At 72.0% G+C, this 23198-nt stretch carries 9 protein-coding genes; all 9 read right to left on the bottom strand.

Translation table 11 applies throughout. The features are described 5' to 3' along the window. Window positions 1-11354: 11354 nt before the first annotated feature. Entirely contained in the window at window positions 11355-14651 is a 3297-nt protein-coding gene (locus tag QCN29_RS37380; protein ID WP_450170508.1) for a WXG100-like domain-containing protein, read from the bottom strand. Between the two features lie 178 nt (window positions 14652-14829). Further along, window positions 14830-15192, bottom strand: coding sequence for a hypothetical protein (locus QCN29_RS33975; RefSeq protein ID WP_279932996.1), 363 nt, complete (start codon window positions 15190-15192; stop codon window positions 14830-14832). Then, complete coding sequence (locus tag QCN29_RS33970; RefSeq protein WP_279933012.1) at window positions 15189-15653, bottom strand: YbaB/EbfC family nucleoid-associated protein; 465 nt, start codon at window positions 15651-15653, stop codon at window positions 15189-15191. The genes QCN29_RS33975 and QCN29_RS33970 overlap by 4 nt, the downstream gene beginning before the upstream one ends. 41 nt (window positions 15654-15694) lie before the next feature. Continuing rightward, window positions 15695-19069 (bottom strand): AAWKG family protein, encoded by a 3375-nt coding sequence (locus tag QCN29_RS33965; RefSeq protein ID WP_279932994.1) that lies wholly within the window; start codon window positions 19067-19069, stop codon window positions 15695-15697. A gap of 93 nt (window positions 19070-19162) precedes the next feature. Further along, window positions 19163-19624, bottom strand: a complete 462-nt coding sequence (locus QCN29_RS33960; protein ID WP_279932992.1) for a type VII secretion system-associated protein — start codon at window positions 19622-19624, stop codon at window positions 19163-19165. Between the two features lie 119 nt (window positions 19625-19743). Beyond that, the gene (locus QCN29_RS33955; protein ID WP_240136604.1) at window positions 19744-20064 is read right to left on the bottom strand and encodes a WXG100 family type VII secretion target; all 321 of its coding nucleotides are present in this window, start codon (window positions 20062-20064) and stop codon (window positions 19744-19746) included. Window positions 20065-20146: 82 nt separating this feature from the next. Next, window positions 20147-20482, bottom strand: a complete 336-nt coding sequence (locus tag QCN29_RS33950; RefSeq protein WP_240136603.1) for a hypothetical protein — start codon at window positions 20480-20482, stop codon at window positions 20147-20149. A gap of 218 nt (window positions 20483-20700) precedes the next feature. Then, the gene (eccB, locus tag QCN29_RS33945) at window positions 20701-22245 is read right to left on the bottom strand and encodes a type VII secretion protein EccB (protein WP_279932989.1); all 1545 of its coding nucleotides are present in this window, start codon (window positions 22243-22245) and stop codon (window positions 20701-20703) included. A gap of 10 nt (window positions 22246-22255) precedes the next feature. Then, window positions 22256-23198, bottom strand: a 943-nt coding sequence (gene eccD, locus QCN29_RS33940; protein WP_279932987.1) for a type VII secretion integral membrane protein EccD, incomplete at its 5' end; no start/stop codon positions are given.

Here is a 23198-nt window from a genome sequence, read left to right as displayed (position 1 = left end):
TGCGTCGTCTGCCCACCGGTCAGGGTCACGCCCAGACCGGCCAGGTCGGCCACGGGAACCAGCTGCTCCCGGTCGGCGGCCGGCAGGGCGCCGTTCGCGCCGAGGGCCTCCGCCAGGGCTTCGACAAGGGGAAGCCCGCCGCCGGCTTCGGCCCCGGCGGCCGCGGCATGCGGGTCCGTCGGGACGGGTTCCGCTGCGACCGGCCCGGGGCGTGCGGTCGGCCCGGGGCGTGGGGTCGGCCCGGGGCGTGGGGTCGGCCCGCCCGCACCCCCGGACTCCGGACCCGGCCGGCCCGGCGGGGCGCCGTGCACCGGCGCCGATGCCGGTGCCGGTGCCGATGCCGAGGAGGCAGCGGGCACGGCGTCGCTGGCGCTGTAGTGGTTGACGCCGTTGTAGTAGATCTCCACGGGGTTCGCGCCCACGGTCTGCGGTCCGTGCTGGGAGACCAGCGCGTTGACTCCGCCGGCCAGGGTGCGGGCGACGTTGAAGGGGACGCCGAGCGCGTGCGCCGTCAGCGCGAGGAATGTCTCGCCGTACGGGGTCGACCAGCTGTCCCGCCAGTTCTGCACGGCCTTCAGCAGACCGGCGAGTTCCGCGGAGGTCATAGGCGCGGTGCTGGTCGGGTACGCGGTCTGCAGCCGTGTCCTCAGTTGGTCGTCCGAGAGCCCGGACAGAACCGCGGGGGCACCCAGACCGTGCCACTGGGCGAGACCGAGGAGGTCGGCACGGGTCGTGCCCGGAGCACGCAGATCACGGGCGAACTCCCCCATGGTCGACTGCCGCAACTGTCCGGTGACCTCGTGCGGAAGAGTGCCCGTGGCGGTGGCCCGGACGAGGTAGTCGGTGATGTGGCCGCGCAGTGCGGCGACCGCGCCCTCGGCCTGCGGCTGCGCGGGGAGCCGGCCGTTCTCGGAGTGGTACCGGGCCCGATGGGCGAGCGTCGCACGGACCCGACCGGTGTCCGACAACCACCCGAAGACATCGGGCCGGTCGGCCGCCAGCCCGGGAACAGCGCTCCGGACCAGCTGCGGGACGCTTCCCACGACCGCATAGAGCAGGCACTCGCCGTTGGCCACCGTTCGCAGCGGGTTTCCCGCCGCCGGGCGCGCAGCCGTATGCGCAGCCGTATGCGCAGCCGTGCTCGTGGTCGTGGTCGTGGTCCCGTCACCCGCAGCGCTCTTGCCCCTCCCCTTGGGGTCACTCTTCGGCGGGGCGGTCAAAGCGGGCCGGGGCGAGGCGGGTTTCGGCGTGACGGGCGGGGAAGCCTGCGCGGCCGGAACTGATTGCGGAGATGCCTGCGTCACCGGAGCCGGCGGCGGAGAGGCTGGCTGCGAAGTCGGCGGAGCCGGCGGCGGGGTGGCCGGGGTCGATTGCGGCGTGACCGGGGTCGATTGCGCGGTGGCAGGAGCCGGTGGCGCGGTGGCAGGAGCCGGCGGCGGGGTGGCCGGGGTCGGTTGCGGAGATGCCTGCGTCACCGGAGCCGGTTGCCGAGAGGCGGGCCCCGAAGTGGGCGGCGCCGGCTGCGAAGTGGCCGGAGCCGACGGCGAAGTGGCCAGAGCCGGCGACGGGGCGACCGGAGCCGGTTGCGGGGTGGCCCTGGCATCCTCCCTCGGCGGGAGCGCGCGCGGCCGGGGTTTCGGGTCTGCGCCCGGTCGGCGTGCCGGGGTGGACGCCAGCGATGACAGCGGGACGCTGACCAGGCCCTCGCCTGTGGAGCGGCGGACATCGCCGAGGGTGTGGGCGAGGCCGGGCAGCGCGCTGTGGGCGGCCGACTGGGCGGCGGCCTGCTCGGCCTGCTCCTTGAGTGCTTCGACGACGGCCCGGTTCAGCGTGCGCAGGTGCGTGCGCCGGTCGTCGCGATGCCTGGTGGCGCGGTCAAGGCGCTCCGTGGCGCGCGTGAGGGCGCTCTCGGCGGCTTCGGCAGCGGTCTCGGCGGCGGACAGTGCCTTGTCGAGTGCCGGGAGTCGGTCGGCGGCGTCCCGGGCCGCGGTTCGGGCGGCGTCGAGTTCGCGCTGCACCCGCTCCTGGTCGGCGCGCAGCGCCTCGCGTTCCGTGCGGGCGGCGTCCAGGCGGGCGTGGGCCCGCGCCGAGCGTTCGCGGGCCTCACGGGCGCGGGCCTCGGGGACGGCGCCCTCCTCCTGGCGTGCGATGTGTGCCAGGACTGCGTCGGCGGCCCGGACGGCGCCGGAGGCCGCGGTGATCCGCTTGTTCGCCTCGCCGATCCGGCCGGGCAGGCCGAGGAGGGTCTCGTTCAGCCCTCTTGCCTGTTCCCGCCAGTGGTCGCGTTCGGACTCGACTGCGGCGCGCCGTGACCGGGCCGCGGTCACGGCGTCCTCCTGGCGGGTCAGAGCGTCGGTGGCCTGGCGGTGCTCGGTCGTGGCGTCGGTCAGGCCCTTCTCGGCTTCGGCGAGTTCGGTGCGGGCCTCCGCCTGGGGTCCGCGCAGTGACCTCTCCTGTTCCCGGGCCGTCTCCTGTGCGCGGATGGCGTCGGCGTGGGCGGTGATCCGGGTGGCGAGGTCGCTCCAGGCGTCGAGGGTGTCGGCGTCGGTGCTGTGCAGGTCGCCCCCCCGGGTGAACCGCCAGTGGCGCAGGCCCTCGTCGGTGCGCAGCACCAGCTCGACGGGCCGGTCGGCGAGGGCGGCGGTGCGCGAGGCCGCGTACAGGGCGCGGCCGAGCCGGGAGCCGTCCGGGTCGGGGCCGGTGGCGAGCCAGATCTGGGCGGCGGGGTCGCTCGGGTCGAGGCCGTCGGCAAGTGCCCGGGGCAGGTCGCCCAGGGGGTGGGCAGTCCAGTCCCGCAGGTCTGCCTCCGGCTGCCCGGCGAGCAGCGAGCGCAGGTCGTACACCTGCGGATCGGTGCGGGCGTCGGTGATGCCGTGGCCGAGCACGTCCCGTTCGCTCAGGCGCAGTTCGGCGCTGCCCGTCACGTAGAGGGTGCCTGCGGGGCCGTTGACGGTGATCACGACGTCGGCCATGGTCTCGTAGCTGCGGGTGCCGCGGCCGTTGGCGGGCAGTGCCGTGCCGCCGGTCTTGAACCACTCCCGGCGGGCGGCCGCGGTGGCGGAGCCGTGCCCCTGGGTGACGGGCTGCCGGGCGAGCATGGGCGCGCCGAAGCCGAGGAGGTGGGTGTCGGTCACGGCGTAGGCGGTCTGCAGGACGGCGCCCGAGGCGGAACCTGCGACGAGCGAGGTGGTCGCCGAGGTCGTCGGAAGCCGCAGCCGGTCCAGGGCGACGTCGCCCGCGTCGGTGATCCGTCGCGGGTTGCGCAGTTCGATGTGCAGGCTGGGCGCGTCGTCGGACTCGAGGTGGTCGGGGTAGGCGCCGGGCAGGTGCTGCGTCAGTCCGGCGGCGCGGGGTGGGTCGAGGCTGATGGCGCCTGCCTGGATGAGTTCGCCGACGCGGACGGCGGCGCCTTCCGCGGAACCGGACGTCACCGTGGCCTGCCACTGGGAGGCCAGGCGGGGGGCGACGGTGGTGAGGGCCTGCGCGAGTTCGGCGTATCCGTTGAAGTGGAACACCGGGGTGGGTCCGGTCGGCACGATCCGCCCGCCGTCGGCGGGGTGCGTGCCGCCGGTGGCCGTGGGCGGGGTCGGCAGGGGGTGCACGGCCGACACCGCGGGCTCGGTGGGCGGCGCCGCCTTCGCGGGGTCGGCTGCCTCGCTGCCGGTGAAGCGCAGTGTGAGCCGGGCGGGCACGGTCGCGGTGGCGGCGGGGCGGCCGCGCAGCATGCGGTCGAGCCAGGTGGTGAGGGTGACGTTCTCGTCGTACCAGGCGAGCACGCCGGCCTCGACGATGCCGCCGGGCAGGTCGAGGGGCCAGTCGGCGACGAGTTCGGAGCGGACGGTGGCGGTGTACTCGTATGCGACCTCGAAGTCGGCCGCGTTGTCGGTGCGCAGCCAGAAGCGGTCCTCGTTGCCGGCCGCGGTCCTGGTGGTGTCGGTGAGGTCCCCGGTGCGGGACCAGGCGGGTCCGGTGCGGTCGGTGCGGGTGTCGTCGGCGGGGCGGGGGTAGCGGGCTGTCGGGGTGAAGGCGGCTCCGTGCCGGCGGGTGTGCGAGACGGAGCTGGAGGTGTTGGCCGGGGCGTGCACATGGACCTGCTCCTGTCCGGCGCCGCCGCCCGCGGGTCGGCCGCGGACGGTGCGCAGTCCGGCGGTGTCCTGGACCGGCCGGGCGTTGAGGGTGACCTCGACCAGGCGGGCGCCGCCCTTGGTGACATGCCGGAAGTGGAAGCGCTGCACTCCGGATGGGCCGCGGCCGGGCAGGGCGCGCAGGGCGGTCGGGGTGGTGAGGTCGGCGATGCGGGCCAGGACGCCGGGCAGGTAGGAGGCGTGGCCGGGGATGGTGGAGCCGGGTGCCTCGCGTTCGACGAGGGCGGTCAGTTCGGCGCGCAGGCGGTCGCGCTGCTCGGTCCCCTCGTCGCCGAGCTGCCGGACGGACAGGATTCCGGCCAGGCCCGGTTCGCGGGTGCGGGCGAAACGGTCCGGCAGGGGCAGCGTCGGCTCGGGCCGGGCGGGCGCGGCGAGCGTGCCGGTGCCGGTGCCCGAGCCGGTCCCGGTGCCCGAGCCGGTCCCGGTGAACCATTCGGCGTCGCGGGCCAGTTGCGGGTCGCTCATCAGGAACTGGGCGCCGCGCGGCACGTCCACGGCGACCGTGACCGGGTCGGCGGTGGTCAGGCCGAGCGCATTGCCGACCAGGTTGCGGCGCCCGTGCCGGACGGTGACGAGGAACGTGGCGCCGGTGCGGATGCGGTGCAGGGTGCCGCTCTCGGTCGGCGTGCGGGTCACTCCGGTACTGGAGGCGAGGGTGTGCGTCTCGTCGGTGCGCCGGGTGTACGCGTACCGGCCGGACGGGTTGAACGCGGCGGTGGGCGCGGGGGTCGGGGTGCCCTCCGGCACGTCGGGCGGCATCTGGAGCGAGGTGGCGGTGAGGGCGCCCTGGTGGCCGGTGCTGGTGGTCACCCGCTGCTGTGCGGTGTCGGTGGCGCCGACGTCGGTCTCCAGATACTGCTTGCCGCTGTGCAGGTGCTCGGCGTCGTGCAGCCAGCCCTGGATCTCGACGGAGAACTCGTGGTCGGCGCCGAGTCCGGGCAGGGTGAGGCCCTCGATGACATAGCCGCCCTTGAAGATCTGGTGGGAGCGGGCCACGAGACCGGCCGGGCTGAGGGCGCCGCGCAGGGCTTCGGTGAAGGTGGTGCTCTGGTCGGTGGGGTCGGCTCCGGCGAAGGTGTCGAGGACATGACTGCCGGCCTTGGCGACGGCGCCGGGGACGCTTGTGGTGACGGTCTGGGCGATCCTGTCGAGCAGGCCCTGCTCGGGGTGGCCGGGGTAGGTGTTGGTGACGATCTGTTCGAACGCGTCGAGGATCGGCCCGGAGCCGCGGACGACGTCCATGACGGCGTCGTCGGGCAGCCGGACGACACCGTCGGCGGGCCTGCCGTCCGGGCCGGTCAGCGCCAGACGGGCACGGTCGTCGGCGTCGACGGCCCGCACCCGGTGCTCGGGGATCGTCTGGACCGGCGTGCCGACGGGCACGGTGCGGTGCTGCGGCACGGCGAGAGTGAGGTGCCCGCCGACACTGTGCGGCGGGTCCTCCGCGGGTTCGGCCGGACGCTCGACGTCGGCGGGGGCGGTGGGCCGGGCGTCGGGGTGCGAGGCGGGGTCGGCGAAGCGCACCGCGGGTTCGACGCCGGGACCCTCGTACAGATCGAGGGAGAACTGCGCGGGCACGTCGAAGACTTCGGCAGGCTGCCCGCTGCCGATGAAGAACTGGTCCTGGTTGACGCCGGAGCCGGCCGTGGTGGTGTGGGCGGTCTGCTGGGCGTACGTGTAGTCGCCGGTGCCGCCCAGACGCCACGGGCCGCCGCTGCCGAGGGGGCCGGCGGGGCCGCCGCCGAAGCCGGCCTGCCAGCCGTAGGCGTAGCCCGCGGCCTCGGTGCCGGCGACGGAGAACGAGGAGATGCCCATCACCTGGACGTCCGGCAGGGTGCGGCGGTGCCGGGGCGTGCTGGCGGGGCCGGGACCGGTGTCGCGGAAGGCGGACAGCCTCAGTTGGACGCGGCGGGCGCCGCCGGTGCGGTCGGGCAGGTCGAACCACATCGCGTGGCCGCCGTCCAGCATGGCATCGGCGGCGGCCCGCAGGCCGACCCCGGAGCGGGCCTGTTCGAAGCGCCGCATGTTGGCGAGTTGCGCCTGGGCGGCGGCCTCGTCGAACAGGGTGGCGGGCACCGGTTCGAGCGGTGGGAGGAAGCCCTGTGCCCGCAGCCAGGCCTCGGCCCGATCGAAGAGCGGAGCGGTTCCGGCGACGTCCAGGGGGGCGGCGGACACGCCGAGGCTCTGCAGGTTCTCCAGTTCCCCGGGGAGTCGGCGCTGCCCGGAGCCCGGCTGGTGTTCCTCGCCCCGGGCCTCGGCGGCGGGGAGGACACGCAGGCGCATCCCGTCGTCCCACGGGCCGAACGTGTGCGTGCTGCTGCCGCCGCGCGCCCGGATCAGGGTGACGCGGTGAGTGACGCGGGCCGGGGCGAGGAGGTGGCTGCGGTTGCTGCGCACGGAGTGCGTCATGGTGGCCGAACCACCGGACGACAGGGTGGCGTTGGTCTGCCATCTCAGCCCGCCCTTGCCGACGAGGCTGCCGGCGGCCAGCGAGGACGCGTCGGGGTGCTGCTCGGCGTGGTCACCGGTGAACGAAGGGCCGAGGCTGCCGTCGAGGGCGGCGCCGCTGGTGAACTTGGCGGCATTGTCGACCTTGACGGTGTGCGCGACATGCGCCTCCAGGTTGATCTTGCCGTCGACGGAGCGGTGCGTCGGGTCGTCGGGCTCCACCTCGGTGGTCAGCTTCAGCATGCCGATGGCGTGGCCGTCGCCGTCCAGCAGCACGGGCGAGAACAGACCGCCGCCGCGTTGCAGAGGCAGGGTGCCGCGCAGGACCGGCTCCGACAGAAAGGCCTCCAGTTCCCCGGCCGAGGAGTCCGACAGGCCGGCGAGTTCGGCAGCGAAGTCGCGGCGCACCTCGGCCGCCAGACGGCCGGGTTCGCGAACCGTGTCGACGCCCCACACCGGGAGTTCGTCCAGACCGGCGGGGACGGCGAGTCCTCCGCCGGTCTCGACGGCGAGGTGCTCGGGGAACCAGACGGTGACCGGTCCGTGCGTGCGGGCGGCGTCCCAGCCGTCGGCCGCGGGCTGCTCAGTCGGGTCCACACGGACCTGCCAGGCGGTGCCGAACTCGATCGGCTGGGACAGTTCGCTGCTGCGCTGGGCGGTCATCGTCTGGACCACGTGGCTGACGGTGGTGGAGGCCGAATACTGGTTGTGGGTGATCGCGAGCGACAGCGCCGCGTCCAGTCGGCGGACCGGTCCTGCCCGGTCGATGGGGAAGCGGCCGGACCAGGCCACGGGGACGGTGCGGGCCGTTCCGGAGCCGCTGGCGGCGGAGGACTCCTGATTGCCGAGTCCGCGCCGCTCGACCCGGCCCTCGGGGTCCGTGACGCTGTGGGCGCCGTACCGCTCGGAGCGGACGGGGTCGCGCAGGGCCAGGCGTACGTCCACGGTGAGATCGCGGCCTTCGTGCCGGACGGTGAACCGCGCACCGCGGCTGCTGCGCAGATAGGGCAGGTGCCGCGCGAGTTCCTCGGCGGTGAGCGTGTCCCGGAGCCGGAGCAGCGCCGGGTGGTCGTCGGCGACGGGGCCGGTGATGCCGAGCGCGGTGAGGACCTGCCGGTGCAGGCCGTCGACGACGGGAGCGGGCAGCGGTTCGACGTGGACCAGGCCGACGTGTCCGTCGTACTGGGAACCGTAGCCGGTGACGTACGAGGACAGGGGTGTGGCCCGGTTGCCGGCGGCCGGGGTTCCGGCGGCCGGTGCGGCGTGCACGGCGGCGCGCTGGCGGAGGCCGTCGATGCGCTGCCGGACCAGGGCGTCCACCAGGGGGCGGCGGGCCGCGCGGGCGGCTGCCGTGGCGTCCTGGGCGGCACGGCCGACCTCGGCCGGGGAGACCTCGCGCATGCCGGTCACCAGTCGGGCGAACTCGTTCTCGTTGCCGTGGCCGATGCCGATGTTGTGATGGGCGCGCTGCGTCAGTACGGCGTCGATGTCCTGGCCGGACCTGAAGTTGGCGGCGGCTCCGGTGCGCAGCAGCTCCTGGTGGAGGAGTGCGGAGTCCGGGACCTGGTACGCGCCGGACTGCTGGTTGGGGGTGCCGTGGCTGCGGACGAACCGCCAGTAGCCGTCCTGGGGCAGGGTGAACTCGACGACCGTCTCCTCGTCCGAGGCCGCGTTGTCGTTGGTGAAGGCGCTGGTGTGGGAGAGCGAGGTGGTGAAGAACTTGCGGTACTGCCGGCTGTCGTTGTGGGACATCGCCGCCCGGAAGCCGGCCTGCGCGGTGCGGGCCCCGAGGAAGACACGGGCCTCCGCGGTGGACATCTTGCGGTAGAGGCGCAGTGGCGCGTCCGGGGCGCCGGTCATCTGTGGGGCCGCGGCGGCCTGCTCGTCGCGGATGCGGACCAGTTCGGCGTGGAAGGCGCCGAGCTGGTCCCGCAGCGTGTCGTGCAGGGCGATCTTGGGAGTGAAGACGGTCTGGCTGTCGGCGAAGACGTAGTAGCCGCTTGCGAAGTCGAGGGCCGCGTCGTCGGTGTCGAAGAAGTCGGCGTAGGCCCGGTAATAGGCCTCCATCGCCTCGACGGTGATCCGCTTGGCGGGTTCGGAGGGCGCCGCGTGCACCTGCTCCGCCGCGCCGGTCCCGGGAGGCGTCGGGCGGCCGTCCGGGGAGGGGCCGGTCGGTGCTTCGTCGCCGTTCTCGCCGACAGCGGTCATGAAGTCGAGGAACGCCTCGTACATCGCGTTGTCGGCGGCGGTGGCCGCGACCGGGTTGGCCGCGGCATCGTGGACCGCCTTCGGATCCGTCCCGTACAACCGCTTCAGCAGCGGCAGCAGCTCAGGCTCGTGCTCACGCACCCACTCCACGCCGTTGTTCCGAGGCCTGCCCGTCGCGGCGTCGAATCCGTGATTCGTACCCAGATAGACATTGCTCAACTGCGCGAAGAACTCGAACTCGTCCACCGAGGCGTAGGTGTCCACAGGCCGGCCCGCGATGTCCCTGCGCACACCGTCCGGCCCCTCGACATCATGTCCCGCGGCATCCCTGGCATGGAAGACGCGCCGGATCAGCTCCCGGTCCCCATCCGTCAGCCCCGCCGTGTGCAGCAGGTGCGCCATCTCGTGCGTCGCCGAGGAGTACCCCTCCGGCTGATGCGGAACCCCACCCACCGGCGTCTGCTCCCCCAGCAGGTTCTCCTCCGCCACCGCCGCCACCAGACCACTCTGCGCACCCCGCAGCTCATCCAGCCCACGACCGTCGACACCATGCAAACCGGCGAACGAACTCACCGCCGACAACGGCACATCCAACGGCAGCACCACCACCGAAGCCCCCGACAGCAACAACCGCGTCACCGCATCCGCATCCCGCAGCATCCGCGCCACCTGGGCAGACGCCTCCCCCCGCGCCGACACCGGCCGCGCCGACCCACCCGGCACCACCACCAGCAACCGCGCCGCAAACCCCGCGAAGTCCTCCGGCGACAACCGCGACCGGACCTGCTCCACAAACTCCGGCCGGCCGGCAAGCCACCGCCGATGCCCGACCGGCATCAGGGACAGCCCGTCGAGCAGTTCCGGGGCCGCAAGCGCGGACAGTTCCGCCAGCAGCGCCTCGGGGTCCGGTGGCCGTACGGCTTCGGGCACGTCCACGGCGACGTCGGAGATCAGCCCGTCCGCTCCCCCTTCCAGGCCGAACGGTTCTCCGTGGACACCGGCGGCCCGGTCCAGTTTCTGCTGTACGAGGGCGTGGGCCGCACGCCGTCCGTCCTCGCGGACGGCGCTCAGCGCGGTCTGGGCGGCCTGGTCGACCTCCTGGGCGGGGACCTGGCGGGTCGCGGTCACGAGCCGGACGAAGTCACGGACGTTGCCATGGCCGATGCCCACATTGTGATGCGTCCGCTCGGTGAGGACCGCGTCGACGTCATCCCGCGTACGGAAGTTGGCGGCGGCTCCGGTACGCAGCCGCTCCTGGTGCACCAACGCCGAGTCACGCACCTGATACGCGCCCGTCTGCTGATTCGGCGTCCCGAACCGGCCCACAAAGCCCCAGTACCCATCCCACGGCAACGCGAACTCCACCACCACCTCATCATCCGAAGCGGCNGTACGCAGCCGCTCCTGGTGCACCAACGCCGAGTCACGCACCTGATACGCGCCCGTCTGCTGATTCGGCGTCCCGAACCGGCCCACAAAGCCCCAGTACCCATCCCACGGCAACGCGAACTCCACCACCACCTCATCATCCGAAGCGGCATTCGCATTGCTGAACACACTCGTGTGCGACAACGAGGTGGTGAAGAACTTCCGGTACTCCGCACTCTGGTTGTACGCCATCGCCGCACCGATCCCCGCCGCAGGCCCCTTCCCCAGAATCTGCGCAGCCTCCGCCGCCGACATCTTCCGATACAACCGCATCGACTCACCGGCTCGGTGGACGATCGGCTTCGCAGCCGCCGCCTGCTCNTCCGGTACTCCGCACTCTGGTTGTACGCCATCGCCGCACCGATCCCCGCCGCAGGCCCCTTCCCCAGAATCTGCGCAGCCTCCGCCGCCGACATCTTCCGATACAACCGCATCGACTCACCGGCTCGGTGGACGATCGGCTTCGCAGCCGCCGCCTGCTCCGCCTCGACGCCCAGCAGCTCGGTGTGGAACTTCTCCATGCGGGGCAGCAGGCGGCTGTCGACGGCCAACTCCGGGGTGACGACGCTCTGCCGGTCGACGAAGTCGTAGTAGACGCTGTCGAAGTCCGACGCCGTCCGGTCGGCGGAGAAGAAGTGGTCCACGTATGCACGGTGGAACGCCGCCATGACGTCCGGGGTGAACCTCGCCGAGGGCCCGGCGGGGGCGACCGGGGTGGGGGCGGAGTGCAGGCCGGCTGCCTCGCGTTCCCGCAGCGGCGCGACGCGCTCGGTGATCAGTGCGTCGATCCGGGGGCGGCGGGACTCCCGGGCGGCGGCGACCGCGTCCCGGGCGGCCTGGTCGACCTCCTGGGCGGGGACCTGGCGGGTCGCGGTCACGAGCCGGCCGAAGTCACGGACGTTGCCGTGGCCGATGCCCACATTGTGATGCGTCCGCTCGGTGAGGACCGCGTCGACGTCCTCCCGGGAACGGAAGTTGGCGGCGGCTCCAGTACGCAGCCGCTCCTGGTGCACCAACGCCGAGTCACGCACCTGATACGCGCCCGTCTGCTGATTCGGCGTCCCGAACCGGCCCACAAAGCCCCAGTACCCATCCCACGGCAACGCGAACTCCACCACCACCTCATCATCCGNTCCGGTACTCCGCACTCTGGTTGTACGCCATCGCCGCACCGATCCCCGCCGCAGGCCCCTTCCCCAGAATCTGCGCAGCCTCCGCCGCCGACATCTTCCGATACAACCGCATCGACTCACCGGCTCGGTGGACGATCGGCTTCGCAGCCGCCGCCTGCTCGTCGCGGATGCGGGTCAACTGATCGTGGAAGGCCCGCATCTGGTTCAGCATCGAGGCGTGCGTGGCGAGCTTGGGGGCCACGACGTCCTGGGCGTAGGCGAAGACGTAGTAGCCGCTCGCGAAGTCCGCGGCGGAGTCGTCGGTCTCGAAGAAGTCGGCGTACGCCCGGTAGTAGGCGTCCATGACGCCGGAGGTGATCTGCTTGGCGGGGCCTGGGGGCGCGGCGTGCACAGCGGGCACGGCGCGGTCGTCGGCGTTTGGCTCCGGACTCGGAGCCCCTCCGGACGCCGCCGGTCCCTGGACGTCCGCCGTGGCGCTCCGGGGCGTGTCCGACGCGGTGGCGTCGCCGGTCGTCTGAACCGGCGGGGCCACGTACGAGGAGGTCGTCGCCGTCGGCTGCGGCGGTCGGGGCGCGTGCGGTTCGGCCCCGGGGGGTGTGTCGGAGACCGTGGGCGGCCGACGTCCGGCAGGTCCTGCGGCGGGCCGCTCGGGGGGCGTCGCCGTGAGGTCGCCGACGAGAGCGCCGAGCAGGGCCAGGTGCCGGCCGCGCAGGCCGCCCTGCGCGAGCCCCGCAGGAGCGGGGCGCGTGTAGTCGCCCAGCAGGCTGCCCGGGATGTCGGGCCGCTGGGGTGCGGCCGGGTCGCCGGCCCGCGCCTCGTCCCGCAGGCCGAGTTGGTGAGCGATCTCGTGGGCGTAGTCGACCGGATCGGCGTCCGCCCACCAGGCGGTGCGGGTCATCTGCTGGTCGCGGCCGACGAGGTCGACGTTGAGCACGTCGGAGTGCGCGTCGGAGTGCGCGTCGGGGTGCGCGTCGCCCGGCGCCTGTACGACGGTGATGTGCAGCAGGTCGCCGTTGGGCAGTTGGTGGCCGGGCGCGTTGAAGTACGCCTCGACCCCGGAGCGCACCTTGTCCCATACGTCGCCCGGCAGGCCGTCGGGGGCGGCGGCGACCTGGACGGTGAGGTCGGCAATCCACTGACCGTCGTACGCGATGCGGCGCGCGTCGAACTTCGACCGGACCGTGTACTGCGTCGTCTCGCCCGGCCGTGCGGGGTCGGCGGGCGTGGAGATCGGGTCGACCCAGGTGTGCGAGCGGGGTACCGGAGGCACGGCGGACCGTGCCGCTTCGAAGCCGGGGTTGCCGGTCAGCGTGGCCGGTGCGACGGTGACGGCGGGGGCGGGCGGCGCGATCGCGCCCGGCATGTCGCCGGTCTCCGGCCGGACGTCGGTGTCCTGTGACGCTTCGCCGTCCGGGACGGTCCGCTGCTCCGGCAGTGTGTTGCCCTGCTGGGGGGTGTGGGCCGGGAGCTGCGTGCCGGGGGCGTCCCCCAGCGTCGTGGCGCGGGGCCCGGCGGGCTGCACTTCGGCCTGCTCGTCCTCGGACTGCCCCTGCGGTGCGTCCTGTTCGGGGACGAAGGTACGGATCTCTTCGCCGTCCTGCGCACGGGGTGGGGCGCCGGCGCCGCGCGGAACGGAACTGCCGGTGTGCTGGTCGGCGGAGGACTGCTGAGTGTTGCCGTCGGTGCTCTGGTCGGCCAGGTCGTCGGCAGCGTACGGGTTGCGGACGTCGGTCCGTTCGGCGCCGCCAGGCGCCGTGCGCGGGCCGGTGGCGGAGGTGTTGCCGCCCTGCGTGGGCGTCCCGGTGAGGTCGGCGGTCGGGTTCAGGCCGTCGCCGGCGCCGTCGAGGTCTTCCGTGGCGTCGTCACCGATCCAGGCGTTGTCGCCGTCGGCGCCGGTGCGGGAGGCGGGGGCGCCGGAGCCCTTGGCGGTGATCGGCGAGGACGTGGTCGCCGGGTCGGCGCCGACGGGTGTGTGTGAAGTGGACGTCGATCCGTACGTGGTGTCGGAGGCGATCGAGTCGGTGTCCGAACCGAACAGCGAGTCGTCGTCGAGGGACGACACATCCGAGGCGCTGTCGTGGCCGTCGTACGTGGAGGAGGTCGTGGCGGGGGACGTGTAGGACGTGTAGGTGGACGTCGATGTCGTCGGGACGCCTCCCACCGGGGCGGACGCCACCGGCGGCGGCACGGTGGTCGTGGTGTCCGGCGCGGGGGTGGTGACCGCCGGGGGGCCGTCGGCGGCCGTCGGCCGCGGCGAGGGCGCGGGGGCCGGATCCGGGGCCGGCGTGGACGTGGTGGAGGCGTTCGATCCGCCGCTGCCGCCGCCGCCGGACAGCGTGGCAGTGTCGTTGACGACGTCGGAGTCGGTGTCGGTCTGCGTTCTCCACTTGTTGTGCAGCCACAGGGCGCCGCCCCCCACGGCCCCGCCGGCGACCACGTCGAACATCGAGCTCGTGCCGGAGCCGACGAACGTCTCCCACTTGAAGTCCCAGTCGCCCTCGAAGGCACCCTGCACGAGGTATTCGCCGAAGGACTCGCTGACCGCGCCGACGACGAACGCGCCGCCCAACTCGCCGACGCCGTTCAGCGTGGTGTTCCACTTGGGGTGGTTCTTGGCGAAGGTGTCGAAGTCGTCGAAGGACTTCTTCATCCAGTTCTTCAAGAAGTCGCCGCCGGCCTCCAGGACCGACCCGAACAGGCCGACGACCGCGCCGAAGGCCGCCGCCTTGCCGACGTCGCTCCAGTCGATCCCGTCGGGCTTGCGGTCCCTCGGGTTCAGCGCGATCTGCGCGAGCCGCACCGCGAGGGTCTGGAGGGCCTCTGTGAAGGCCTCGGTGAGCGTCGGAGCAAGGTGCGTCAACCTCAGCAGGCGGTCGATGATGAGCAGCACGGCCAGCCTGCTGCGGGCCCGGGCCAGGGCCATCTCGGAGATGGAGGTGCCGCCGGTGATCGCGGCCAGCGCCGCCATCAGCGCCAGCTCGATGAGAAGCATGACGATCTCGGCGATGATCTCCCACTTCGCCGCCTGGATCTTCATCGAGTGGTCGACCTGGCCCCGGGCGATGTCCTCGAGCTGGTCGATCATCGAGTTGAGGTGGTTGACGCCGCCGTCGTTGGTGAGCAGCGACAGCCCCTGGACGTACTGGTCGCCGACGTCCTTGGGCAGGGAGGTGGAGGCGTCGACGATCGAACGCTGGATCTCGTCGCTCAGTTCACGGATGCCCCGGCCGAAGTCCAGGTAGAGGTCCTTGCTGGCGTAGGCGAGGTTCTCCCTGGCCTGCAACGGCATTTCGCCGATGAGGATCCAGAGCATCTTCCTGACGTCTTCAGGAAATACGATCTCCTGCACCCAAAGCTCCGCTCACCATGAACTGTCGACCGCGCACGCCCTCGTCGCGTCACCTTCGTCGCGTCACCCTCGTCGCGTCACCGCCTCGCGTCACCTTCGTCGCGTCACCGCCGTCACGTCAGTGGCGTCCGCCGGTGTCGCCCTCGACGGCCTCCTCGGTCCGGAGCCTGTGCTCGCGGATCCGCTCCGTGGAATCGGTGCGGGTCTGCTCGATGTTCTCCAGGTTCGCGAGAGTCGCGGAGACCAGACCGTCCAGGGCCTGGAACAGCGTGCTGCTGATGCCCAGGCAGTACTCGTTGTTGCTCTCGTAGACGGGGCGGACCTCGTGGGCGAAGTCGTCCGTCCAGCCGGGCCACTCCACATAGGACCGCTCCTGGCCGGTGAAGTCCTCGCCCAGCTTGCGGGCCAGCTCCGGCAGCCGCCTCATCCGTTCGATGCTCGACCTCAGCGCATCCGGGTACGCCTCGTACACGCCGCTCATGACCGGCCCCTTCCGCGTGTCCGCACGTCGTCGGTGTCCTCGTGGATCTCGTCCCTCAGCCGGTCCCCGCCGCGCCGGCCGTACCGGCCGCCGGCCTCCCCGCTCAGCGCCGACCCGAAGATGCGGTCCCAGTCGACGTCGACTCCCCGCAGCTCCGGGACCTCGGCGCTGGGCGAGGTCAGCGGGGCGAAGGTGTCCATCACCTCCCGGGCCATCTGCGCGCGACCCCGCCCGACCGCCTCCATCACGGAGGCGGCCAGCTGGGCGGCGTTCATCGAGCGGTACTTGTTGTCCAGGAACTTCAGTCCGGTCAGCTCTCCCCCGGCTCCGACCGTCACCTCGACGGCCCGGTCCCGGGACCGCACGGTGGCGAATGCGCGGGCGAGCCGCTCCTCGGCCCGCGCCACTGCGGCCTGAACGGACTCCAGTTCTGCCATCGCCTTGGCGATGCGCTGCTCCATCGGTTCTGTCACGGGTGCGTTCTCCTCCGCCGCGCTGGGGGTCACCGGCCGATGACGGCGGGTGCGCCGCCCTCGTCGGTGCCCCACACGTCGTCGTCCTCCTGCGCCCAGACCTCCCGGGCGCGGTCGCCGCTCTGGGTCTGCGGCTGGCCGCCGGGTGCCGCGGCCCCGCCCATGGGGAGGAAGGGGCTGGAGCCGGTGGTGGCGGAGGCACGGGGGGCGGACACCCGTACGTCGTTCTCGTCCTGGACGGTCCGGGGCGCGGGACTCCCGCCGTAGCGTCCGCCGCGGCTGCTCACCGCCTGTGCGTCGTCGATGACGTTGCGGACGCGCTCGGACTGGCCCTGGTTGCCGCCGCCGCCCGCGCCGCCCATCGGCATTCCTCCCATCGGCATTCCTCCCATGGGCATGCCTCCCGTCGGCGCGCCTCCCATGCCGACGCCGCCGGGCAGCGAGCCGGCGTTCAGCGGGGTGCCGATGTCCGCCGCCGAAGCCGCGGCGCCGGTGGACGCCGAAGTGGCGTACGGCGACTCGTAGGGGGAGTCGTCGTACAGCTCCTCCTCGTAGGAGCCGTAGTCGTAGGCGGGAGACCTGGAGGAGGGTGAGCCGTACGAGCCGTAGCCGGAGCCGGAGCCGAGGCCGGAGGGCAGGTCGCCGAGGGCGTCGTTGAGGTTGCCCGAGCTGACGGTGCCGTCGGGGCGGGTGGTCGTGCCGGCGCCCGTGTGCGGGTTGACCGTGGTGGTCGTGCCGTCGGGGTACTCGGTGACGATGTTCCCGTCGGAGTCGAGGTGCGTGACGCTGCCGTCGGGGTTGGGGAGCAGGTCGCCGACATTGAGCGGACCGGTCTGCACGGTGCCGTCGGGCTGGGTGACGGTCGCCGTGCGCAGATCGGGGTCGATCCGCACGGAGCTGCCGTCGGGGTACTCGGTGACCAGTCGGCCGGTCTCGTCGAGGGTGGTGGTGCTGCCGCCGGGGTTGGCCAGCGTGTCGCCGGAGTAGGGGTTCGCGGCGATCCGGTCGAGGGGCTGCGAGTTCAGACCGCCGGTGTCAAGGCCGCCGGTGTCAAGGCCGCCGGTGTCAAGGCCGCCAGCGCCGGGCAGGTCGACGCCGCCCGGGTTGAGCAGCCCCTCCGTGCTCTGCTGGTAGGCGGCCTGGGCCTGCTGCCACGCCTCCTCCTGGCGTTTCTCGGCCTCCTCCTGCCGGGCCAGCTGCTCGGCCTCCCGCTTCTCCTGCTCCGTGAGCAGTTGCTCCTGGCGCAGTTCCTGCTCGGTCCGGAGCCGGCGCTGCTCCTCCTCCTGCTTCTTCTGCTCCTCCTCGGCCCTTGCCTCCGCCTCGGCCTGCTTGGCCTCCTGCTCCTTCAGCCGCTCCTCTGCCTTGGCCTCTGCCTCGGCCTGCTTGGCCTCGGCCTCCTTCTCCCTGGCCTCCTGCTCCGCCCTGGCCTCCGCCTCCTTCTGCTCGGCTTCGGCCTCTGCCTCGGCCTGCTTGGCCTCGGCCTCCTGCTCCTTGGCCTCCTGCTCCGCCTTCGCCTCCGCCTCCTTCTCCTCCTGCCTCTTGCGGGCGGCCTCCTGGTCAGCGCGGGCCTGGTTGAACTGGCTTATCTGCAACTGCTCCGCACGGGCCTGGGCCTCCTCCTGTTTACGCTGCGCCTCCTCCTGCTTCTGCTCCTGCTCGGCCTGCCTCTGTTCGGCCTTCTCCTCCGCTTCGGCCTGCTTGGCCTCAGCCTCCCTCTCCTTGGCCTCCTGCTCCGCCTTCGCCTCCTGCTCCTTCTTCTCCTGCTCGGCCTTCGCCTCCTGCTCCTTCTGCTCCTGCTCGGCCTTGGCAGCGGCCGCCTCCTCCTTGGCCGCCCTCTCCTTGGCCTCCTGCTCCGCCTTCGCCTCCTGCTCCTTCTGCTCCTGCTCGGCCTTGGCGGCGGCCGCCTCCTCCTTGGCCTCCTTCTCCTTGGCCTCCTGCTCGGCCTTCGCCTCCTGCTCCTTCTTCTCCTGCTCGGCCTTCGCCTTCTCCGCCTCCTCCTTGGCCTCCTTCTCCTTCTCCTCCTGCTCGGCCTTCGCGTTCTCCGCTTGCTCCTTCTGCCAGGCAATGAACTCGTCGTTCTTCTTGTTGGCCTCCTCAATGGCCTTGTCGGCCTCTTCCTTCTCCTTCTCGTTCTTGTCCTCGGTGTAGGAGCTGGTGAGGTCCTCGTCGCCGCGGACCTTGACCGAGCCGAGGTCGATGCTCTTGCTGCTCCACTTGTTGTGGATCTCCTCCAGGGCCGCATTGGCGGGATCCACCAGGTTCTCGATGACGGAGGCCTGCCAGTTCTCGACGGCCCGGTCGCCCACCGCCTTCCAGGTGTCGAGCTGGTCCAGCGGTCCGAAGTTGTCGCTCTTGCCGAACCGGGTGGCCGTCTGGTCGAAGCCCCCCTGGGCGTGGTAGGTCGTGTAGGGGCTCGAGTAGGGGCCGTAACCGGGGTTCACCTTGTAGGTGATCTGCTTGATGTTGTTCTCCCACACGTGGTCGGTGATCTCCACGAGCAGGTCGTGCAGCCAGCGCAGCGGGTTGCCCATGTAGAGCTCCCAGTGCGCCCAGCTGGAGTGCAGCTTGAGAACGGCGTTGCGGAACGCCGAGCGGGCCTCGCGCAGTTCGTTGCCCTGCTTGGATCTGCCGTTGTCGGCGCCCATGTCCTTGGCGAAGCCCTCGTACTGCCGGTTGAGGGTGTCGATCAGGTGCCAGAAGACGCCGGCGGCCTGGCCGCGCCAGGCGTCGTCCTGCTCGGTGCCCACCCGGCGCTGCCACTCCGCGATGGTCTGCTGGCGGTTGGCGAAGAACTGGGCGACCCGGTCGAAGGCTGCGGCCGCGGTGTCGAAGGACTTCAGGGTGACGGCCTGTTCCTCGACGACGTTGACGCTGTTCCAGGAGAAGCCGTAGGTGCCGTTCTCGTTGTTGAGCAGTGCCTCCAGGGCGCGGCCGGTGCCGTAGGCGTACTGGGTGAGCGGTGCGGTCGTCCAGGTCGCCTTGTCACCTTTGAGGTCGAGGTGGTTCTCGTACTGGCTCTTGAACTCCCCGCCCTCCACGACACCGCCCGCCGGAGGTCCGTCATGGCTCTTGTTGCCGAGCATGGTGATGCGGGCCTTGTACATCGAGACCCCGTCGCCGGCCGATGGGTCGTCGCCCTTCGTCATATAGAAGGGGATGACGAAGTCGGTGTTCTCGATGCGGTATCCGGCGTTGTCGACACGCCAGTTGAAGTCGTCCGGATCGACGTAGTCGACCCTCCCCTGCTTGCTGATCTCCACCTTCATCTGCTTGATGCCCTCGTTGCCGAGGAGGGTGTCGAAGAGGGTGTGCCGCTCTGGCGCCTTGTATCCGGTGAACAGCTGTACCGCCCTCTGCCAGGCGTCATTGTCTGAGGTGAGCGGTATGACGTTGTCTTCGGGCACGAGCGGACTCCGTTGCCGGGCTGGGGGAAGGGAAACACGTGGGCGTCGGGCGGCGGTGCGGGCGGGCCCCGGGCGAGGAGGCGCCGCCCTCGTTCAGTCGTCGTCGCTGCCGCCCAGGGAATCGTCGACGTCCTCGAAGATGTCGAGCAGCTTGTCGCCCTCGATGTTGACGAGGTTCTCGCCCTGTGTCTTGAACAGCTTGTCGATGGAGGTGCGCAGGTTGTCGTCGATGTCCTCGAAGAGGGTCTTCTGGTTCTCCAGGATCAGATCGATCGCCTCGATCAGTTCGACGACGGCCTCGACGAGCGCCTTTCCGTTGGTCCGCTCGTCGCCGACCATCCCTCCGATGGTCAGCGGAAGTTCGGCTCCGGGCAGTTTGTCGTCGGGGTTGCGGCCGTTCTTCAGGAGGCTGGCCACCGCCGGGACTATCTGGCCGCTCGGCGCGATCCCGTCCTGGAGGATCTTCTTCAGCTCGTTGCGGAAGTTGAGGATGTCGTGGTTGAGGAAGTTCTCCAACCAGGCCTTGTCGAGGTTGACCGTCGTGCTGTCCGCCATGTCCTTCTCCTGCCGGGGCTGTGGCTGCCGGGGCTGTGGCTGCGGGGCTGCCGGGCGGCCGGCCCGCCGTATGTCGCGGCGGGCCGCCGCCCCGCCTCAAGGGGTCGGTCCGGACCGGCTCAGCGGCCGACGCGGACCTCGCTCCACAGCTGGGTGAGGGACCGCTCGCTGTACTGGTAGTTGCCGGAGACGTCCGTGAGCAGCCGGGAGTGGTTCTCCAGCAGGTTCTGCATCGCCTCGACGGCCTTGTTCCAGGCGGCCTGCTTGTCGTTGTAGACCTGGCGGTCCTCACCCTCCCAGGTCTGCTTGAGCGCCTGGAGTTCGGCGTCCAGGTTGACCAGGATGCTGGCGATCGCCCTGGTCTGCTGCACCATGTCGTCCGCCGCGTTCGACATGTGCCGGTAGTCGACGTAGATCTGTCCGTCGGTGAAATCGCTCATCGTGGGGCCTCGTCTCGCAACAGGTACGGAAGGGGAAGTCGACGGCCGGTGTCCCGGCCCGATGCCGGAACGCCGTCCGGGATCAGCCCTGCAGCGCGTCGAAGATGCTCTGCGACTGGGTGTACGCGGTGTTGATGGACTCGTTGTTGGAACCCTGGGTCATGCCCTGGACCCGGAGGGTCTCATTGAGGGTGTCCACCATGTCCCGGACATTCCTGGAGATGATCTCGGCCTGGTCGTCCCACAGCTTCAGCAGGTCCTGAAAGGCCTTTCCATCCGAGCCCTTGAGCCCGGAGGCCAGGTTGAACTTCATGTTCTCGACATCCTGCCGGCAGTTCTGAACTCCGGTGAAGGCCGTTTCAAGGGCCTGGATGCCGTTCCGTGTCGCCTGCTCCTCTGACTGCTGGAAGCCTGCCACTTACCGCACCTCCTGGTGATCACGCCGTCTGGCCCGCACACCTGGCCCGACCTGCGGCCGGACGCGGATGACGGTCATCCGCTCGGCGGGGGCAACTGACGCCAATTCTGGATCAGTTAATCAGACAACAGCGAAAGCAACCCGGCCATGCTTGCATGCCGTTCGGTCAACTTCCGTCATCTGAGGTTAATTTGAGGGAGATTCACATGCGGGAAATCTCACTGTTTCCTGGTCGGCTCGCCGGGCGTCGCGAAATCTCCCGTGGTGCCCGGCCCATCCGGTTTGGCTGTGGGCCCCTGTGAGGAGGCGGAGTCCGCTTTGGGCCCGCAGGCAGGGGCCGTGGTCCTGCCCCGTCCGGTCACGGCCGCTTCGGGGCTGAGGTCGGGGCCGGTCGGCAGCATGGCCAGCAGCGGGGAGGGAAGCCCCCGGGCCTGTCCGGCCCCGTATCCGAGCGCCGCCAGGCCCTCCTCGGTGACGATCCGGTACTTCATGCCGCTGTCGGTCACGAGATAGACCGTCTTCCCCACGGCCCCGCCCCCCGCGCCCAGGGCATGCACAAGCGCGCCGCCGCCCGCTCGGACGGTGATCCGGTCAACCGGCACACAGGCCGGGGTCAGCCCCTCCGGCGCGGGCTGCGCGGCCGGGCCGAGCCCGGACCGCGGCGACAGTGCGACGCTGACCCGGGTGCCCGTGCCCGTGCCGCCGCCCTGGACCCGCACGCACGCGGTCTGCTCCGGCTCCAGTTCCACGGCCTTCGGCGGGGCCTCCGGCATGTCCGCGAGATCCGTGGTCCGGCTTCCGGCCGTATGGCCGTCCAGCGCGTCGGCGCCCAGTTGCCTCGCGGTGGGCGTCCCGTCGGCGTACGCCTTCTTGCGGGTGTCCGGATCACCGAGCACCAGGGCCGCGCCCGTCGCCGTAAGAGGGACGAGCCCCTCTCTGCGAAGCAGGTAGTAGCGGGCTTCCGAACCGGGGGCCGTGACCTGGAAGACCTGGCCGATCCGGGTGTCGAGGCCGCCGAGGTCCGGGCCCTTCCCGCCGCGGCCGGGCACGCTCGGCGGGGACAGGTCCGGGCCCGCCGGGACGGAGTTGAGGAACGCCGACGACACCTTCACCCGGGGCGTGGCGTCGTAGCCGAGGGAGCGGGAGGCGCCGCGTTCATCGTCCAGGCGCAGCCGGCTGCCCCGCCAGATCAGGTAGTCGGCCTTGTCCGGTCCGGTCACTGCCAGGGCCTGGGCGGTGCTCAGACCGGCCCCGTCGGCGGGCGCGCCCACGGCGAGGACCGTTGTCACGCTTCCGGAGGCGGTGCCGGAGCAGACCTGCCAGGGGCCGGTGTCGAGGCCGTCCGCGGCAGGCAGCGCGTCGGGCGCGCCGCTGATGCCCACGGGCGCGCCGTGCGGAACGCCCGCCAGGGAACGGGAGCCGACCGAGACGACCGTCATGTCGACGCCGGCCAGCAGCCGCGCCGAAGAGTAGTTGCGCACCGGCCGGAGCCGGCCGTCCAGGTAGAGGTAGCGGGACCCGGTGTCCTTGTTGACGACGAGGGCGCCCGGCTCCTTCCACGAGTCCTGGGTGCCGGGCATGAACAGGCCCAGCACGAAGGCGCCCGCCGACAGCAGCACGGCGATCACCACGCCGATGGCGACTCCTCGGTTGGTTCTGCCCTGGGGGCTCTCCGGGGCGTCGGGATCGCCGCGCAGCATGGCGGAGGTGAGGCGACCCATGACGAACATATGCGCCTGGACCTGGTCGCGTTTGGACTGCATCGCGTCCTCCTCAGCCGTTCAGGGCCCGCAGGGCGCCGTAGACGCCGAGCACCCACAGCACCAGCGGCAGCAGGGCGATCGCCGTCGCCGAGTGCAGCAGTTCGGCCCCGCGGCCCCAGTACGGCACCAGCCGACGGCCGGGCACCGTCCATGAGGCGATGGCGATGCCGGCGGTCACGGCGAGCAGTCCGGCCACGGTCAGCAGCCGCCCGAAGGGACCGGCGGCCTGAGCCTGGGAGAACACCAGCAGGGCCAGTCCCCAGGTGCCGGGCAGCACCAGGAACAAGCGCTGCCAGACGTTGCCCAGCCCCCTGGCGTGCAGGAGCAGCAGCAGCGCCAGCGCCAGGGACGTCACCACTTCGGCGAGGCCGGGCCGGCGGGCCAGAACGGTCAGGCAGCCGGCGCAGACCAGGCCGACGGCTGCGTACAGCGAACTCATCCAGCCGTCCGCCAGCACCGAGCGGGAGGCGACCACCGCGGTGGGGTGCGGTTCGATGCCTTCCTGCAGCTGCTGGGCGTTCGTCGGCAGCGGGGGCATGCGCAGTCCGGCCATCCGGAAGGAGAGGGTGGGCACGAACGCCCCGAGGAGCACGGCGGCCAGCGCGGTGATGCCGGCCACCTCGTGTACGTCGAGGCCGGCGGCCAGCATCACGACGGCGGCCAGTGCCCCGAAGACGGCAAGCACCGCCGGTGCGAGGAACAGGGCGGCGTACGCGGCCACCGCGGCGAGCGCGAGCACCGCTCCGCCCGCTCCGGCGGCGGACGCGGCGAGCATGCGGGAGGCGAGCACCTCCTGGCCGTGCGGGCCGGTGATGTCACCGCCCGGCAGCAGCCAGCCGGCGAGGGCCAGGCAGGGGGCGACCATCAGGCCCAGGGCCGCGCCGGCCCCGCCGTCGCCGACCGCGCGACTGGCCGCGGCGGCGCCCGCGAGCAGCAGCAGCGCGGCGGCCGCG

The organism is Streptomyces chengmaiensis (assembly GCF_029846775.1).
Lineage (GTDB): Bacteria > Actinomycetota > Actinomycetes > Streptomycetales > Streptomycetaceae > Streptomyces > Streptomyces chengmaiensis.
This window is presented reverse-complemented; position numbering and strand designations above follow the sequence as displayed.

What these genes read in the sequence shown, in the direction of transcription:
- QCN29_RS33970 (WP_279933012.1), bottom strand. Translation starts at nt 15,653, where the DNA reads ATGGAGCAGCGCATCGCCAAGGCGATGGCAGAACTGGAGTCCGTTCAG.
- eccB (WP_279932989.1), bottom strand. Translation starts at nt 22,245, where the DNA reads ATGCAGTCCAAACGCGACCAGGTCCAGGCGCATATGTTCGTCATGGGT.
- QCN29_RS33955 (WP_240136604.1), bottom strand. Translation starts at nt 20,064, where the DNA reads ATGAGCGATTTCACCGACGGACAGATCTACGTCGACTACCGGCACATG.
- QCN29_RS33960 (WP_279932992.1), bottom strand. Translation starts at nt 19,624, where the DNA reads ATGGCGGACAGCACGACGGTCAACCTCGACAAGGCCTGGTTGGAGAAC.
- QCN29_RS33975 (WP_279932996.1), bottom strand. Translation starts at nt 15,192, where the DNA reads ATGAGCGGCGTGTACGAGGCGTACCCGGATGCGCTGAGGTCGAGCATC.